This window comes from Eubacterium sp. An3 (genome assembly GCF_002159465.1).
Classification (GTDB): Bacteria; Bacillota; Clostridia; order Lachnospirales; family Lachnospiraceae; genus Anaerobutyricum; species Anaerobutyricum stercoris.
This window is the reverse complement of the sequence record NZ_NFIR01000021.1, coordinates 20,384-36,107: the sequence shown is the minus strand read 5'-3', so window position 1 is coordinate 36,107 and position 15,724 is coordinate 20,384. Positions and strand designations below refer to the sequence as shown.

At 46.1% G+C, this 15,724-nt stretch carries 21 protein-coding genes; 11 read left to right on the top strand and 10 right to left on the bottom strand.

What is annotated here, in order from left to right:
• Positions 1 to 25 precede the first annotated feature (25 nt).
• Positions 26 to 2,023: an NAD-dependent DNA ligase LigA gene (ligA, locus tag B5F87_RS14810; RefSeq protein ID WP_242964500.1), complete on the bottom strand. Its 1,998-nt coding sequence runs from the start codon at positions 2,021 to 2,023 to the stop codon at positions 26 to 28.
• 36 nt (positions 2,024 to 2,059) lie between these two features.
• Positions 2,060 to 2,962 carry a DUF5688 family protein gene (locus B5F87_RS14805; protein WP_140398064.1) on the bottom strand — a complete coding sequence of 301 codons (903 nt, stop codon included), beginning with the start codon at positions 2,960 to 2,962 and terminating at the stop codon, positions 2,060 to 2,062.
• 410 nt (positions 2,963 to 3,372) lie between these two features.
• On the opposite strand from B5F87_RS14805, the gene B5F87_RS14800 reads away from it, so the two are divergent.
• The 11 genes from B5F87_RS14800 to B5F87_RS14755 all read left to right on the top strand — a co-directional run bounded on the left by B5F87_RS14800 (position 3,373) and on the right by B5F87_RS14755 (position 11,470).
• Entirely contained in the window at positions 3,373 to 4,641 is a 1,269-nt protein-coding gene (locus tag B5F87_RS14800) for a DNA polymerase IV (protein ID WP_343215772.1), read from the top strand.
• Between the two features lie 18 nt (positions 4,642 to 4,659).
• Positions 4,660 to 4,977, top strand: coding sequence for a hypothetical protein (locus B5F87_RS14795; RefSeq protein WP_087282359.1), 318 nt, complete (start codon positions 4,660 to 4,662; stop codon positions 4,975 to 4,977).
• Positions 4,977 to 5,306, top strand: a complete 330-nt coding sequence (locus B5F87_RS14790) for a hypothetical protein (RefSeq protein ID WP_087163000.1) — start codon at positions 4,977 to 4,979, stop codon at positions 5,304 to 5,306. Before B5F87_RS14795 ends, B5F87_RS14790 begins: the two co-directional genes overlap by 1 nt.
• A 10-nt stretch (positions 5,307 to 5,316) precedes the next feature.
• Positions 5,317 to 5,898: an SOS response-associated peptidase gene (locus B5F87_RS14785; RefSeq protein ID WP_087282357.1), complete on the top strand. Its 582-nt coding sequence runs from the start codon at positions 5,317 to 5,319 to the stop codon at positions 5,896 to 5,898.
• Between the two features lie 76 nt (positions 5,899 to 5,974).
• Positions 5,975 to 6,643 carry a response regulator transcription factor gene (locus B5F87_RS14780; RefSeq protein WP_087282356.1) on the top strand — a complete coding sequence of 223 codons (669 nt, stop codon included), beginning with the start codon at positions 5,975 to 5,977 and terminating at the stop codon, positions 6,641 to 6,643.
• Positions 6,640 to 7,716, top strand: coding sequence for a HAMP domain-containing sensor histidine kinase (locus B5F87_RS14775; RefSeq protein WP_087282354.1), 1,077 nt, complete (start codon positions 6,640 to 6,642; stop codon positions 7,714 to 7,716). Before B5F87_RS14780 ends, B5F87_RS14775 begins: the two co-directional genes overlap by 4 nt.
• A 169-nt stretch (positions 7,717 to 7,885) precedes the next feature.
• Positions 7,886 to 8,038 (top strand): hypothetical protein, encoded by a 153-nt coding sequence (locus tag B5F87_RS21220; RefSeq protein WP_204245549.1) that lies wholly within the window; start codon positions 7,886 to 7,888, stop codon positions 8,036 to 8,038.
• Positions 8,035 to 8,883, top strand: coding sequence for an ABC transporter ATP-binding protein (locus B5F87_RS14770; RefSeq protein WP_087282352.1), 849 nt, complete (start codon positions 8,035 to 8,037; stop codon positions 8,881 to 8,883). The genes B5F87_RS21220 and B5F87_RS14770 overlap by 4 nt, the downstream gene beginning before the upstream one ends.
• Positions 8,883 to 9,875, top strand: a complete 993-nt coding sequence (locus B5F87_RS14765; RefSeq protein ID WP_087282350.1) for an ABC transporter permease — start codon at positions 8,883 to 8,885, stop codon at positions 9,873 to 9,875. The genes B5F87_RS14770 and B5F87_RS14765 overlap by 1 nt, the downstream gene beginning before the upstream one ends.
• 3 nt (positions 9,876 to 9,878) lie before the next feature.
• Positions 9,879 to 10,889, top strand: coding sequence for an ABC transporter permease (locus B5F87_RS14760; protein ID WP_087282349.1), 1,011 nt, complete (start codon positions 9,879 to 9,881; stop codon positions 10,887 to 10,889).
• Between the two features lie 227 nt (positions 10,890 to 11,116).
• Entirely contained in the window at positions 11,117 to 11,470 is a 354-nt protein-coding gene (locus B5F87_RS14755) for a winged helix-turn-helix domain-containing protein (RefSeq protein ID WP_087282439.1), read from the top strand.
• Positions 11,471 to 11,505: 35 nt separating this feature from the next.
• Here B5F87_RS14755 and B5F87_RS21725 read toward each other — a convergent pair whose 3' ends face one another.
• The 8 genes from B5F87_RS21725 to B5F87_RS14715 all read right to left on the bottom strand — a co-directional run bounded on the left by B5F87_RS21725 (position 11,506) and on the right by B5F87_RS14715 (position 15,669).
• Positions 11,506 to 11,823 carry a Fic family protein gene (locus B5F87_RS21725; RefSeq protein WP_343215681.1) on the bottom strand — a complete coding sequence of 106 codons (318 nt, stop codon included), beginning with the start codon at positions 11,821 to 11,823 and terminating at the stop codon, positions 11,506 to 11,508.
• A gap of 509 nt (positions 11,824 to 12,332) precedes the next feature.
• Positions 12,333 to 12,593, bottom strand: a complete 261-nt coding sequence (locus B5F87_RS14745) for a hypothetical protein (protein ID WP_087282347.1) — start codon at positions 12,591 to 12,593, stop codon at positions 12,333 to 12,335.
• A gap of 16 nt (positions 12,594 to 12,609) precedes the next feature.
• Complete coding sequence (locus B5F87_RS14740; RefSeq protein ID WP_087282345.1) at positions 12,610 to 13,188, bottom strand: hypothetical protein; 579 nt, start codon at positions 13,186 to 13,188, stop codon at positions 12,610 to 12,612.
• A complete protein-coding gene (locus tag B5F87_RS14735) occupies positions 13,188 to 13,745 on the bottom strand; it encodes a hypothetical protein (protein WP_087282343.1) in 558 nt (185 codons plus the stop codon). The genes B5F87_RS14740 and B5F87_RS14735 overlap by 1 nt, the downstream gene beginning before the upstream one ends.
• The gene (locus B5F87_RS14730; protein ID WP_204245550.1) at positions 13,666 to 14,307 is read right to left on the bottom strand and encodes a hypothetical protein; all 642 of its coding nucleotides are present in this window, start codon (positions 14,305 to 14,307) and stop codon (positions 13,666 to 13,668) included. The genes B5F87_RS14735 and B5F87_RS14730 overlap by 80 nt, the downstream gene beginning before the upstream one ends.
• A complete protein-coding gene (locus tag B5F87_RS14725; RefSeq protein ID WP_087282342.1) occupies positions 14,304 to 14,555 on the bottom strand; it encodes a hypothetical protein in 252 nt (83 codons plus the stop codon). The genes B5F87_RS14730 and B5F87_RS14725 overlap by 4 nt, the downstream gene beginning before the upstream one ends.
• Before the next feature lie 35 nt (positions 14,556 to 14,590).
• Positions 14,591 to 15,133: a sigma-70 family RNA polymerase sigma factor gene (locus B5F87_RS14720; protein WP_087282340.1), complete on the bottom strand. Its 543-nt coding sequence runs from the start codon at positions 15,131 to 15,133 to the stop codon at positions 14,591 to 14,593.
• A complete protein-coding gene (locus B5F87_RS14715) occupies positions 15,130 to 15,669 on the bottom strand; it encodes an AbrB/MazE/SpoVT family DNA-binding domain-containing protein (RefSeq protein WP_087282337.1) in 540 nt (179 codons plus the stop codon). The genes B5F87_RS14720 and B5F87_RS14715 overlap by 4 nt, the downstream gene beginning before the upstream one ends.
• Positions 15,670 to 15,724 lie beyond the last annotated feature (55 nt).

Here is a 15,724-nt window from a genome sequence, read left to right as displayed (position 1 = left end):
TTCCCCAAGTGGATCATGTACAATCTTATGCAATCATTGCTAAAAACTCTGCTTCTGACAGGATCGTGACGCCAAGAGCCTGGGCTTTGGCCAGCTTACTGCCAGCTTTTTCCCCGCAGATCAGGTAGTCGGTCTTTTTGGATACCGAGCTGCCCGGCTTTGCGCCAAGCGCCAGGATCTGGTCGTTGATCTCTGAGCGGGTAAAGTTTTCCAGCTTTCCGGTTGCTACGATAGTCTTTCCTGCAAATTCAGTATTTTTTGCCATAGTGGTTTCTTCCTTTCTTTCTTCAAATATAAATTCTTTCTGTAACGTGTCCCAGAGCATCAGATTTTCTTCATCCGCAAACCAGTCGTGAATGTTCTGGTCCAGTGTGGCGCCAAAATCCTCTAACTGTGTGAAATCATAGTCATCGGTGGCAGCCGCCCGGAAGGCATCCAGACTGCCGGAGAATACGGTATCCAATACCCGGCTTTTTGTACGGCCTACCATGGGAATATCCATGCTGATCAGATAGCGGACAAAGGTGGTGCTGCGGCTGGCCTGGATTGCGTTCCAGAGCCGGTCAAAGGATTTCTCCCCGAACCCTTCCAGCCGGATGATTTCTTCCCGGTGCTGATCCAGATGGTAGATGTCATGGAAGGTCTGAAGGTATCCCAGATTCAGGAATTTCTCCAGGGTAGCCTCACTTAACCCTTCAATATTCATGGCTTTCCGGCATACGAAATGGACGAATTTTTTCAACTGCTGGCTTTCACAGGAGGGATTGCTGCAGTGTACGGTTTCAATGATCCGTCCTTTTTCTCCTTTTTTTCGATGGAGTTCTGTCGAAGCGCCGCAGCACGGGCAGATAGCAGGGGCTGCATCCCGGTAATGTCCACGGTCCAGGTTCTCCTCTACATGGGGAATGATCATGTTCCGTTTGGATACCAGGATACGGCATCCCGGCACCAGCTCCAGTTCCCGGATAAAGGTGAGGTTATGAAGCGTGGCTCTGGATACCGAGCATCCGTCTATTTCCACGGTGTCAAAGACTGCCACAGGTGCCAGTTCCCCGAAACGGGAGGGCGTCCATTCAATACTCTGGAGAACGGTTTCATAGGTTTCGTCCTCAAATTTGAAAGCAAGTCCGTCCTTGTAGTGGTGTCCGGTTCTTCCGCAGCTTGCGGAATACGCCAGGTCATCGAAGATCAGTACCATTCCGTCAATGGGAAGATCCAGTGTTTCTGCCTTCTCCTTCAGGTCCTGGATACGAAGCTCCAGATATTCCGGCGAAATCTGATCCGGATTGAGGGGAATATACGGGCAGGAACCAAAGCCCAGTTTTGATAACTGGTACAGACGTTCCTCCCGGCTGTTGCTGTTTTCTCCCTCGTCCAGCCCTTCCAGTACGTTGAAGGGAAGAAAGGTGACACAGCGGTCTTTGCAATTCTCAGGATCCAGGCTCCGCACAGATCCGGCAGCCAGGTTCCGGGCGTTTTTATAAGGTTCCCCGTTCTTGTCCCGGAGTGTGATGTTCAGCCGTTCAAAATCCTTTCTGTGTATGAAGGCTTCCCCGGTGACAACCAGCCGTTTCTTATAAGCAATGGAGATCGGTACATTCTCAAAGGTGGGAATGTTATGGGTGATATCTTCCCCGATCTCCCCGTCTCCTCTGGTGGATGCCTCTGTCAGCCTGCCGTTTTCGTAGGTGAGTTTTACCGTAAGGCCATCCAGCTTCAGCATAAGCAAAGCTGCGTGATTGCCGCAGAAACGGCACAAATCTTCCACCTGCTTTGTCTTATCCAGGGACAGAAGCGGATGGGGATGTGGTACTTTCTCCAGTTCGCTGACCGGCGGGTAGCCTACGGTCTGGGTTGGGGAATTGGAGTAGATGATCCCTGTTTCCTTTTCCAGACTTTCCAGCTGTTCGTACATCCGGTCATACTCCGCATCGGAGATTTCCGGTGCATTCAGGTTATAGTAGGCGTGACGGTGTTTGTTAAGGTTGTCTACAAGCAATTTTACTTCTTTTACATGGTGCATGATTGGATGCTCCTTTCTTGGGATTCGCATAAATTATTAAGCGCATTTTAAGGTATGTAAATTACGGTCATAGTAGTATGGATGTGATGACAGAATGTCCGTATCCAACACGGTTGTCTGATTGACAGATGTAATTAACTCTGAAAGACCTCCTTCTTCTGGAGACAAATGTTTACGCAGAATCAGAAGCTCGTGGATACTACTGGGAATTACATAGAAATCCTCCTGTAATACTTCTGCTATTTTTTCCAACATATTGTCATACAGGATACAAGCTGCACCGTCTATACGGCTTTGATTCGTTAAGACCAGAAGGTCTTCCTCCGGCATTACAGATAATGGGGCGGTAAGATTTTCTGACATTTCGTTAAGCGTGGCGCATACCGACTGAAGTGAATAGGGAAACAGTCGGCAAGTGTTCTTATGGGCATACTTGTATAATTCGTTTTGCTGGATTCCCCAGAGATCCAAATGGGAATTATGAATGAGAAAACCAGCAGTCTGTTCATCCGTGTTCGCAATGCAGCAATAGAAAACGATTGCCAAATCAAGATACGGGATATAAGGAATATCGTCCAAAAGATCCTTGTTCATATCCAGATTGATTAATTTATAGATGATTTTTTCCTTCAGTTCCTCGAAATTAGTTAAGTCCTTCAGCTTAAAATCTCCAGTCTGCTTGGCGTTCCGATATAACTTATATATGGTTTTTGCTATCTCTTCAAAAGATGATCCATTACACAAGTCTCTATAGAAATCATCCAGATAGATAACCGGGGATGCTGAGAAACGCTCTCCATCGGAGGCGTCTTCAATGAGAAGACCTTGGCAGAGGGTTTGATTGTTCTTTCTCGCCGTGTATGTGCTGACAGTAACGTCAGCACCGAGGTTCTCCTCCAGATACGTTTTTACTTGCATTTCAAATTCTTTGTAAGTCATTTTGATTCTCCTTTCTGTTACCATGTCCATCCGGAGCATTGAAAAATAACCCTCCTTTCCCATGTTCAGGCATAAAAAAAGAGAATGACGCAAAATGTTCATTCTCTGACAGCGTGCAGTTCCCTGCAAAATAAAAAAAGCCAGAAGGTACTGCCCTGGAGGCATAGTATCCCTCTGACTGATTACAAACCTAAACAGCGTGTGATAAATCCTTTCCGGATAGACACAAAATATATGGTACGAATTTAGTATAACACTAGATATAGTAGTGGTCAAATGAAAAATAGCTCTACACACCTATATATAGCATAACAAATAAGCAGCACCCCTTTGTACGTCAGGTTTTGACAGAAAAATCCTCTTGACGAAAGAACATATGTTCGCCATAATAAGAGAAAAAGGAGGCGAACATGAGTTTGGAAAGAAGAAACGTTATTTTTCATATTGATGTAAATTCCGCATTTCTGAGCTGGGAAGCTGTTTACCGCCTCCACCATTTAGGCGGGAAGGAGGATCTGCGGGAAAAGGTGTCTGCGGTTGGCGGTGATATGGCAATGCGGCACGGAATTATATTGGCGAAATCTATTCCGGCCAAAAAGTTCCATATAAAAACGGGAGAAACTATTCTGGAGGCGAAACAGAAATGTCCGGAGTTGATTCTGGTTCCGCCTAACTATGGGCTATATGAAAAGTGCTCCAAGGCATTTATGGATATCTTGCGCCAGTATTCTCCAACCGTAGAGCAATACTCGATAGACGAAGCCTTTGTGGATATGACAGGTACGGAAGGACTCTGGGGCGATGCGGTGACGGCAGCATATAGGATGAAAGATCAAATCCGGGATACGCTGGGATTTACCGTCAATATCGGGATCTCGGAGAACAAGCTGTTGGCCAAGATGGCATCAGATTTCCAGAAGCCAGACCGGGTGCATACGCTGTGGCATAATGAGATTGAAGATAAAATGTGGCCGCTTCCGGTGAGTGATTTATTTTTTGTGGGTAGGGCGACTGCAAAAAAGCTGTTTAACCTGGGGATCCATACCATAGGGGAACTGGCCCATGCGGACCCGCATCTGCTGAAAGTCCATCTGAAAAAGCACGGGGAGGTCATCTGGGCGTTTGCCAATGGGATGGATGTATCCGTGGTGCAGTCTGAAGCCCCGGCCAATAAAGGATACGGGAACTCCACCACCATTGCCTTTGATGTAACGGATGCGTCCACTGCGAAGCTGGTGTTGTTGGCGTTGGCGGAGACGGTGGGAACCAGACTGCGGGCAGCAAAGGTGCGGGCGGAAGTGATTGCTGTGGGAATCAAATCTCATGACCTGCGTTATGCCAGCCACCAGATGACGCTGCGGAACACTACGAACATTACCATTGAGATCCATCGCTGTGTCTGCCAGCTTTTTGACCAATTATGGGATGGGACAGCCATCCGGCATCTGGGGATCCACACCAGCCGGGTAAAGGATGGGTTCAATATGTGCCAGTTGGATATGTTTGACACGACAGATTATGAAAAGCTGGAGAAAATGGACGCAACGGTGGACCGGATCCGTGGACGGTATGGGATTGACTCGGTAAAGCGGGCGGCATTTGTCGGAAGTCCGATTGACCTATGTCCGGTGGAATCTCAAGAGAAAAAAGGACTGTTGATTATAAGAAAATCGGGGTAAAATAGGAGGTAGAGATCTATGAACATGGGGATTGGAACGAACACCCAGAAACCGGATGAGGGCGAGCTGAAAAGAAAAATGAAGGAAATTGCCTGTTCTGTCTGGTATACGAGCAAAGGCAGAACAATTCCTATGATGTTCAAATATCAAGATGAGGAAGGCGTAATTCATAAAGTTACGCACATTAATGTACAGAAGCAGGCAGAAAAATTTTATTGTGGTATTCCTATTCAGGAGTTCTGCTGTAGTACAGTGGTGGAAAATCAGGAATATCTATTTCGGTTATATTATTATCCGGAGTCGCATTGTTGGAAGGTAAGTTGGGGAGAGGAATAGTGAATAAGCATATTTTAAAATTTCCAGAGGAGGGATTAAAGCAACTGCAGTTTTTTATGGAAGGACTAAGCTTTCCTGTGGCAGTTGCTGCATATACAGAACAGGATATTGTGAAGATCTCTTATCTGGTCCGGCTGCTTCAGAGGGGCGATATTCATAGCACCTATGCACTGTGTATCTGGTGTATCCGTCAGGGGATCATTTATCAGATATTGTTTCGGTTTTCTTTTAAAGCGATGATTAAAAATCCTGTTCGTACCTATGATTATTTACGGCTCCAGAGATTGCTGAAGAAATGCAGGGAACAAACGCTGGGAAAGTCGAGATAAGGAGAAGAAAATGTGTGGACGTTATTATGTGGATGATGAGACGGCAAGGGAGATTGAGAAGCTGGTACGGGATCTGGATAGGAAATTGCAGATAGAGCGCACTGGTGATGTTTTCCCAGCGCAAAATGCTACAATAATAAAAGGGCAGGAGCACCATCTTGCTGCAGAACAGATGCGGTGGGGCTTTCCGGGATTTGAGAAAGGAAAGCTGCTGATCAATGCAAGGGCAGAGACTGCACTGGAGCGCCCTACGTTCCGGGAGAGTGTACAGGATCGGCGCTGTATTATCCCTGCCAGGGGATTTTATGAGTGGAATAAGAGCAAGGAGAAGTTTACCTTTGAGCGGAAAGAAACACCGGTTCTGTTTATGGCAGGATGCTATAACCGGTATGAAGGCCAGGAGAGGTTCGTGATCCTGACCACAGACGCAAACTCTTCCGTGGCACCGGTCCATAACCGGATGCCGCTGATCCTGGAGCCAGAGGAGTTAGGGGACTGGGTGTTGGATGATCAGGCAACAGAATCTTTGCTGCATAAGACACCGGTGCTGCTGGAACAGCGTGCAGAATATGAGCAGATGAGGTTGTTTTAGTGCGCTAGTATTTGGTATAATTGGCAAACTAGGGGTGTGTTTGAAACGACAACATTATAAAGCGAGGAAAATTAACATGGCTAATATCTTAGTTGTAGAAGATGAAAAGAATATGCAGGAGATCATTGCTGAATATATGCAGCGTGGTGGACATACCTGCTTTACGGCTGATGATGGTGTAGACGCCTTAATGATATTGAAAAATAATCCAATGGACTTAATGATACTGGATGTGATGATGCCTCACCTTGACGGCTTTTCTGTCTGTAAGATGGCAAGAGAAATGAGCAATCTCCCTATTATTATACTGACCGCCAAAAGCGAAGAAGAAGATAAACTGAAAGGATATAAGTTGGGGGCTGATGATTATATCACAAAACCATTCAGCCCTAAAGTATTACTGGCAAAAGTAGGCGCGCTGCTTCGCCGTTCTTCCACCGTACCAACGGATGCTCTGAATGTGGGGAAAATTTCAATCATTCCAGCATCCCACAAAACATTTGTCAATGGACAGGAAATCACTTTGACCCATAAGGAATATGAATTACTGTATTTCTTCATGGTAAATCCCGGCCAGATATTCAGCAGAGAGCAGTTACTTAATCGGATTTGGGGATATGATTTCGAGGGTACTACCCGAACGATAGATACTCACATAAAAACTTTGCGACAGAAATTGGGGGATGAGGGCAAACATATTGTTACCTTGATCCGCTCCGGGTACAAATTTGAGGTAAATGTATGAAAATAGAAGATAATTTCTCCTTGCGGACAGTTCGCAAAAAAATTATTATGGTTTCTAAAATAGCGGGAATTATTTTGATTATCTCATATGTCATATCAACAAGGTTGCCTATTGAGCAGGATTTTTCTTTTCTTCTCTGGCTTTGCTTTGTGATATTGTTGGTTCTGGCAGTTGATTACTTAATGGGACGTTTTATCTCGAAGCCGGTTGATCGGTTAAGTGAAGCAGCTCGAAAAATGGCGCAGCTTGATTTTTCTTCTTCTTGCGAAATTCACACAAATGACGAATTTGGCGAACTATCTCAAAACCTGAACAAAATGGCACAGAATTTACAGCAGACACTTTCGCAGTTACAAACTGCTAATTGCCAGTTGGAAAAAGATGTAGAACGGGAAAAGCGGCTGTTGGAGGAACGCAAAGAGCTGGTAGATAGTCTTTCCCATGAAATGAAAACTCCGTTGGGGGTGATCCGCGCCTATGCCGAAGGTCTGCAAGATGAGCCGGATGAAACAAAACGGCAAAAGTATTTAGAAATAATTATAGCTGAAACAGAGCGTATGAGCAGCCTTATTTCAACACTCCTTGATTTGTCTGCATTGGAAACTGGGGCCGCCCGGCTTTCTCCAGAACGATTTGACTTTATAGAATTTGTGGAAACCATTGCCGGGAGATTATTGATCGACGCTCCAGATGCAGACTTTGATTTGCAATATGAACTGCCGGAACATCCCGTTTACGTCGAAACAGACAAACGCCGGATGGAACAGGTATTGAACAATCTGGTTGTCAATGCAAAGTGCAATACGCAATCTGGCGGCGTTTTGAAACTGCTGCTGAAAGAAAATGACGGTATGCTCGATTTCTCAATCTTCAATCAGGGGCCACCTATCCCGGAAGAAAGTCTGTCAAAGATATGGTCGAAATTCTATCGTGATAAAAATTCTAAATACAGTGGTTCCGGGCTGGGGCTTGCGATTGTTGCACAAGTCTTATCCATGCAGCACTTACACTATGGCGTAGAAAACCAACCGGGAGGCGTGTCTTTTTACTTCTCCATTCCTACAATAAAATAACAAGTTCCTATTTTCTCATAGGCTCTGGTTTCCAAATGGAAATCGGGGCCTTTTATATTCGGGAAGATTTCACGCCAACTTCACAGCAATCTCACACCAACTTCAACGCATTTTTATACCTTTACCTCAAATAAGAGGGGCAACCCATCAAAACAAGGAGGTAATGAGTATGTTTTTAGGTTTGGAATGGTATTGGTGGCTTATTCTTCTGGTGGCACTGTTGATCTCGATCCCGTTCAAGATTAAGTTTATGAAATGGTGGAATAAGCGCCAGCAGGAAAAGAAAAAGGAACCGCATGGGAAATGGGGGGATGATGAATGATTGAGGTTCAGAATTTGACATTTTCTTATGGGAAAGACAAGCAGGTATTACATGGTCTGAACTTTTCTGTAAGGGATGGGGAAATTTTCGGCTTTTTAGGGCCGAATGGCTCCGGCAAGTCCACAACCCAAAAAATATTGACCGGCATACTAAAAGGACATGGCGGGATGGTTTCTCTGTTCGGACAGGAAATTGACAATTTGCAAAAAGAGGAATTTTTCCAGAACATAGGCGTATTGTTTGAATTTCCTTATCTTTATACGAATTTGAGTGCCCTCGATAATTTACATTACTTTGCGTCTTTCTATCCAGCGGAGCATATGCGTGATGCGGAAGAATTGCTGGATGAACTGGAATTTAAGAAGGATTTTTTGAAAAAACCGGTATCTTCTTACTCAAAAGGGATGCGTCAGCGTGTTAGTATGGCGAGGGCACTTATCAGCAATCCAAAACTTTTGTTTCTGGATGAACCTACAAGCGGCCTTGATCCTGCGGGAGCCGTCCTTTTTCGCAAAATCATAGAAAAAGAACGGCAAAAAGGCACAACGGTCTTTCTTACAACACATAATATGTTAGATGCTGATTTGCTTTGCGACAGAGTAGCATTTATCTCAAATGGAAATATTGTAGCTCTCGATACACCGAGAAATCTTAAAGAGAAAAACAGTAAACACAGTATTGTGGTTGATTATCTTTATCAAGGTAAAAGGCTGGAACGAAAGTTGGAAGCCCCGGAGCTAAAAACTGGTATTCCCTTTGTGTATGACGAGCTTATCAGCATCCATTCCCAAGAACCGACTTTGGAGGATATGTTTATTCAATATACAGGGAGGGGGCTGACTTAATGTGGAGAGGGTTTTCCCATCTACTGAAAAAAGACTTCAAGCTGATGCTGTCCAGCAAGTTTTTTCTATTAGCCTTGCTTTCGCTGATTTTATATTCCTGCTATATCAATTTTGTGTATGTGAATTTAGATCAGGAGATGCATCAGGTTTATCTTTATGATCCACAAAGTAAAGTAGATGTTCATTCAGAATACCTTACAAAAGTAGACAGCAGAGAGGCGTTAGAAACTGCCTGTGCAGACCAATATTGTGTTGGCTATGATTTTTCCAAAGCTGAACCAGGGTTCTATATGCTCTCCTGCGGACTGGAAACTACCGATCACTACCGCATGATTTGGGGTGAAGCTGTCCTGAATGGAAATACGGATGGACAGGCAGATAAAATTGGCGTCAATAATAAAGAAATGAAAAACCGCAGGGAGATCACCGCTGAATTTCTGTTTTTTGAATTATCGGCGGTTGGCTTTTTGGGGCTGGCTTCCATGCTTTTTAAGGAGAAGCAAATGGGTGTGATACGGGTACATGGGGTGCTGCCTATCCGGCGTTCTATGTTCATCCTATCCAAATTGCTTCTGCTATTATTATCAGACCTTGCATTTACGGTCTTGCTGACTGTGAGTAATTTAGGAACACTCCCTGCGATGGATGTTTTGCCGGGAGTTCTTCTGCAAGCCGGTATTTTATCGCTGATTATGGCATTGGTTGGCTTTCTTTGTGCAATCTGGCTGCCGGACTTCAAACAGTTTTCTCTGTTTTATCTTGTCCTTGCGGTTTTTGTAACAACACCCGTTTTTCTGGCCGGGCAGACCGGCATTACATGGGATTGGATCGTTTATCATCCTATGTACCATCTGTTTACTGCAATGAAAGCGGCATACTTCTCCGCGCCAATGGCGGGAGCGCCATACTATTTGATTTGTATAGGCGCAATCATTCTTCTGTTCCTGCTTTCCTATCATACTTTGAACCGGGAACTGGCAAAGGAGGGATAAAGGATGAAAGGGTTAAAGTATCAGTTAAAAAGTATTCGCCGTGATAAAATGTGCATTTTAACTTTTCTTCTCCCCGTAATCGTGGGTATTGCCATCAATCTGCTTTCGGGTGTAAGTTTCCAATCAATAGGAGAAACTACCTTCGGAATTGTAGAAAACAATATCACTGACGATGCTGTGAAATGGTTACAAAGCAATGGTGCTGTTATACCGTATGAAACACGCGCTGAACTGGAAGCCGCTGTAAATGATCCATCCACACAAACGATAGGAGTTTTACAAGCTGGGAACGAAATACAGACGTTTATTGCTGGGGACGAATTAGAGGTGAACAAAGTTATTGCAGATACGCTTCCGCAAGTCTATGAAAATCGGACAACACAGTTATCCATTACCAGAACAGTCATCCCGGTAGTATCTGATAATGATGGGTTAAAATCTCTCTTGATTGTAATTACATTGGTAACAGCAATGTTTATGGGCTGCACTTTTAATGCTATGAACATTATCAGTGAAAAGGAAGATGGTATAGAATTTATCAATCAGGTACTTCCTATGTCTATGACTTCCTACATCATTCAGAAAACCCTTTTGGGTTTTATTGGTGGAACAATTTCGACCATCATAACAACATTGATCTGTATGAGAATACAAGCGGTACAGATATTGCCGTTTCTGTTGATTGTTTTGCTCTCAACCTATATTTCTGCCTTAATAGGGCTATTCATTGGCTATTATGCAAACGGATTGATGGTAGGGATTGTTTACATCAAAATTGTAATGATTCTGTTCCTTGCACCGCCTATTTTCTTTTATTTGACGGTTCCAAGCAACAGTTTTGTTTTTCAACTTTCGTATTTGTTACCATCCAGCGCTACTTTCTATGGAATCATGGATTTATTGCAGGGCCGGACAGAGGAAACCATTCCTGTGCTTTTGGCACTACTTATTCATGCAGTTTTTTGGAGTATTGTATATAAGCTAATGCGAAAGATAACTAAATCAAGGACATAAATGGGATATTTTGCCGTATAACAGCTATTACGGAGCTTCTGCTGGATGGGTCTAGTAGATTTGCATGAGAAGATAGTAGGCGAAATTACTGAATTGCTGAAGAGAATGGTATACGAAGTGAAGAAAAGTGAAACTTACTAAAAAAATATTTGAAGGGAGATGGAAAAATCGGATATATTTTACTCGTAGAATTTAAAAATTCTGAGAAATTCATTTTGGATGAAATTATGACTATGTTGAACGTATATTCTGGAGAAGGTATAAGCGAGACAAATAACAGAAATATATCATTTCATGGAATTGCTGTTTATCCAGATCAGCGGAGAATTTTAGCAGCAGATAAGGAAGTATTTCTATCGCATTATGAATTTGATGTTTTCCTGCATCTTGCACAGCATCCGAGACAGGTATTTACCAAAGAACAGATTTATGAGGCAGTCTGGGATGATATCCCAGTCAACGTGGATGCCAAAGTCGAGTGTATGATTTACAGCATCCGGAAGAAACTCAGGAAGTATACAGACCGGGAATACATCCAGACTGTATGGGGTGTAGGCTACAAGTTTGATCCGGGAACATAGAAAGGAGCCGTCCGTGAGGGCGGCTCCAACTCAGTTTACACATCTTCGCCAAGAAAATAGTCCACTTTCTTAGCGTATTCTTTCTGTTCTTCCGTAAACAGTGCCTCCAGAAGTGCAGTTTTTCCGGTTTCCCGGTATTCCTTCAGCCCTTCGATGTATCTGGTCCGGTACTTGTCCTCAATAACTACCGACGTCAGGTCAGCTTTTAAGCACTCCCGGAACAGGATCAGCCTGCCGGTCCTGCCGTTGCCGTCCTGGAAGGGGTGCAGCGCTTCATACCGGGTATGGAACTGGGCCATGACGGAAAGCGTCTTGTCTGGGATTTTGTGATACCAGGTGAGAAGCTCCCGCATTTTTTCCGGCACATCTTTAGGAAGGGTGGTTTCGTAATGCCTACCATATTGGGGCGCTTTTTATAATCTCCGATAGCATAGCCGTTGGCGCGGTCTTCAAACACGCCGCTTTTCAGTTCAAAGTGGAACGCCTTAATGAGTTCCTCGCTCAAAGGTTCATCCAGGGTGTCGATCATCTTATTGAACATCAGGAAGTGGCCGTTGGTTTCCTCCACATCTTTGACCCGGTAGTAATCGTCACTGACAGGCAGCATACCAGTGTCAAAAAGTGAGGCGGTCTGCTCCTCATTCAATGTGGAGCCTTCGATCTTATTGGAATTATAGGCCAGCGTCCGCTGGGTATAGGCATAGATCCCGGAGCGGTCAAATTTCTTCCGCTCAATCCGGAACCGCCGGGTCAGTTCTTCGTTTTTCATAGGAAATCGCTCCTTGCATTTTCGATGAGTCTATTTTACCATACTGCCGGAGCAAGATACAGAGGGGATTTTCTGTCGGATCTGACAGAAATCTCAAGCCTGGGATGCAGGCTGTCCGTTTGGGACGGGTAGCTCCAGTTCCGCAATCTGCCATTCCATCCAATCCCCATGCACGACAGCAGTAGCGGACCAGCCTTCCAGAAAACAGTATTCCCGGTCAGGATCATCTGGTTCCACGTTGGCCATAATCTCTTCGTAAGCGGCTTTCATTGCTGCATACACTTCCTCGTAGTCGGTACTGGGTATGGGGTCAATCAGACCATCCGTATACCCGTGTAAAATATAAATTGTCATTTCGGCACATCCTTTCTTACAGATAGGGATTGATGTAGGAGTGGATATAGACACCCTGTTTATCCAAAGCAGCAGCCAGCGCTTCCAGAGTTTCTTCCGGGTAGCCAAGATCATGGAAGGTCTCCATCAGGGCATTTTCTGAGGGAAAAGCAGTCCCATAATCAACCTTTTCCTCCAGAGGGATCCCGCAGGGGGTGTCAATCGAGGTCTCACCGGTTACACAGTATCGGTCCGGAAAGGTACTCCCGGTATCATCCGTATTATAGAAAATGCCGCAGCCTGGCTCCATGCTCCGCATGACAAAGGAAACGCCATATGTGTTCGCAATCGCTGTGTACGCATCATGGAGCGGACGCCATGCGGTATCCAAAGAGAGGAGGATACGGGTATCATTTTTCCCCATATCTATAATGGTGCCACGCAGACTGATCCCGTCTGTGGCGATCCCTGCATGGAGAAACAGGCGCCGGATATTCCCCAGGTCATCTTTATAACCGGGAGTGATAGCGGTTTCCAGATCCTTCCAGAGAGACGCAATCCCTTCCGGATTGTCATCTGAGAAAAAGCATACATCATCGGAGCATATATTCGCCATTATTCCATCTCCCCGCTTTCTATTTCATCCTCATATCCGGGAACCGTTATCCGGCAGTCACATTCGGACAGCTCCGGGTCGGACTGCAGCTCTGCATAGACCGCATCCCGTTCCTCGGAAGAGGCATATTCTTTGCTAAGTTCTATAACTTCAACCCGGACAGACGGCTCACTTGTATAGGAACCGGTGATCATGCCGTCCTCTATGACCAGCACCACCCGGGGCGTTGGATCTAAAGGCAGGTGGAGTGTACCGTTTCCAAGAGCTTTCTCGATTTCATCTATCACGCAGTTCAGCGTGACCAGATAAGCGGTATTCATATCCGCCCGTTTTTCGTAAAGTTCATAGGCCAGATGGAGCAGTTCAGTTTCCTCTTCCAAGGTGTCATAGGGCAGGTTGCAAAGACCGATCCCGTCCTGGCGGCGCTCCACACAAAGCTCCAGGAAATCCTGGAAAAAGCAGTGCCGTTTATAAATTTCATGGGCTTTCTGGAGCTGTCCAAGGCTCAGGGCAAAGAAGAGCTTCTCCCCCGGCTGTTCTTTCTTCCATATTTTCATTTGCTTCTCCTTTCTGAAGGAGGGCTGCGCCTGGCAGCACAGCATCCTCCTGTTTTCTGTAAATCAGTAATGTTCCCCGCAGATCCAGAGGCTGGTCTATCCATCCCCCGTCCTGGTAGATCTGTCTGGTCAAAGTATTATAGATGACCGGCGTTTTTTCGATATCCGCAAGGTCTGCCACCAGGCAGGTTTTCTGGTTGATATAAGGCCAGAGCGCCGTTTCGATCTCTTCCCGCAGTTTCAGGGCCATCTGGTGGATTTTTGCCACATCGTAGTCCCTGGTCAGGCTTTTGCCGATCTCCTTTGGGATTTGGGAGCGGTCAACCGCATCCTGGGCCACAGCCGTCTGTTCTTCCGGCGGATAATCCGGATTGATGAGGAGGTGGCCGCAGGCGACCAGAAGGACAAACTCCTGGACGCCCTCCCGGATCTGCGCTTTCAGTTCCTCATAGGGAACACGGTATACGCTCTTTAAGGTCTCCAGGGGCACCCGTTCCCGGTTGATCTTCAGGGTGGAGAGCAGCCTTTGCAGGCTGCCTCCCAGGGTATAGATATCACTCAAGCACATATCACCTCGATTTCAGCCGGGCGGTGGGCGTAGGTTACATGATAGACAGTGTTTTCTGTCTCAAATACCACGCCGTCCTGGGATACTTCCAGGATCTGCTTCACCAGAGAGGTGGAAATGGACCGCCCGCAGGTAAAGAGCCAGGCCCGCTCATGCACACGCAGGGGCAGGCTGAGGACAGCGGTCAGGTAAGTATCTTTTTTCCTTTCAGGGATTGCCGTGATCTTTTCTTTCTTCATCATGTTCACACTCCTTCATACATGAGTCTGCCAGTCATTTATAATAATCCTTCCTCTTGCCCCAGGATCCGTACCTTTTTACGGAGACGGTAAAACCGGCTGTTTACCCCGTGGGAAGTGATGCTGCATTTTTCAGCGATCTCCCGGTAGGTGTAGCCGTCTGCCTGCAAGCGGACTACCCGGCGCTCTTTTGGCGTCAGGTAAGACAGCAGCGCCAGCAGGCGTTCCCGGTCATCCATTGCCTCTGCCAGACGTTCCTGCCGGCTGGGAAGGAACGCATCCAGGGAGGCGGTGTCCTCTTCATATTCTTCCAGAAAGGCTTTCCGCATGGGGCGGCTCTGCTTTTCCCATTCCCGTGCAAGCGCATTTCTCATGGCGATGCGAGCAATGGTGGAGAAACGATATTGCTGAAGCTCTGGTTTTTCCAGATAATCCTGTACGGCTTCCAGATAGCCAAAGACTACAGTATCATAGTATTCTTCAATGCCAAGGTGCCGTCCGTTTAAATACTGGTAGATAAAATCGTGATGTTCTTCTGCGAAAATCCGCTGTTCTTCTGTTAATGGATGTAATGCTTTCATAAATTTTCTTCCTTTCTTTCTTCGTATTTTCTGGTGATCATATTTGCGACAAGCCTTGCGCACTCCTGTTCCGTAGCGGCCAGGGTTCTGCCTGTCTCCGGGACCAGCAGCAGCGCAGCTTCTTTGGAAGCTGGCGACAGGCGCACCGGGAACAGGGCGGCAACCGTCCGGCGGCTGCCCGGAACCGGTGTCGGCATATCGGCCTGGAAGATCTGTTCTTCCTGCTTCAGCACAAGGGAGCGCAGCTCCGGTGTGATGGTGGAGCCCTCCGGCAAAAAGCATCCGGTGGAAGCCAGGATGTATTCTGCATTGCAGACGGCGGCCCCGCAGCAGATCTTCCGATGCAGAGGCTCCAGAAACTCCGGGAGTTCTTTGCGCCCGGGGAACGGGGACCTGCATTTCCGTATGCGGATGGTGGCGCCCTCTGTTGCGATTTCCAGGGTGCTGCCGCTTTGGATGCCGGTTTCCTTCCGGATATCCGCAGGGATGATGATGCGGCCCTGGGTGTCCATACTTCGGATCAATGCAATACTCATATCAATCGTCCTTTCTCTTCCTGATGACAGGACAGAAAAAGAAGCGGGGATCCGC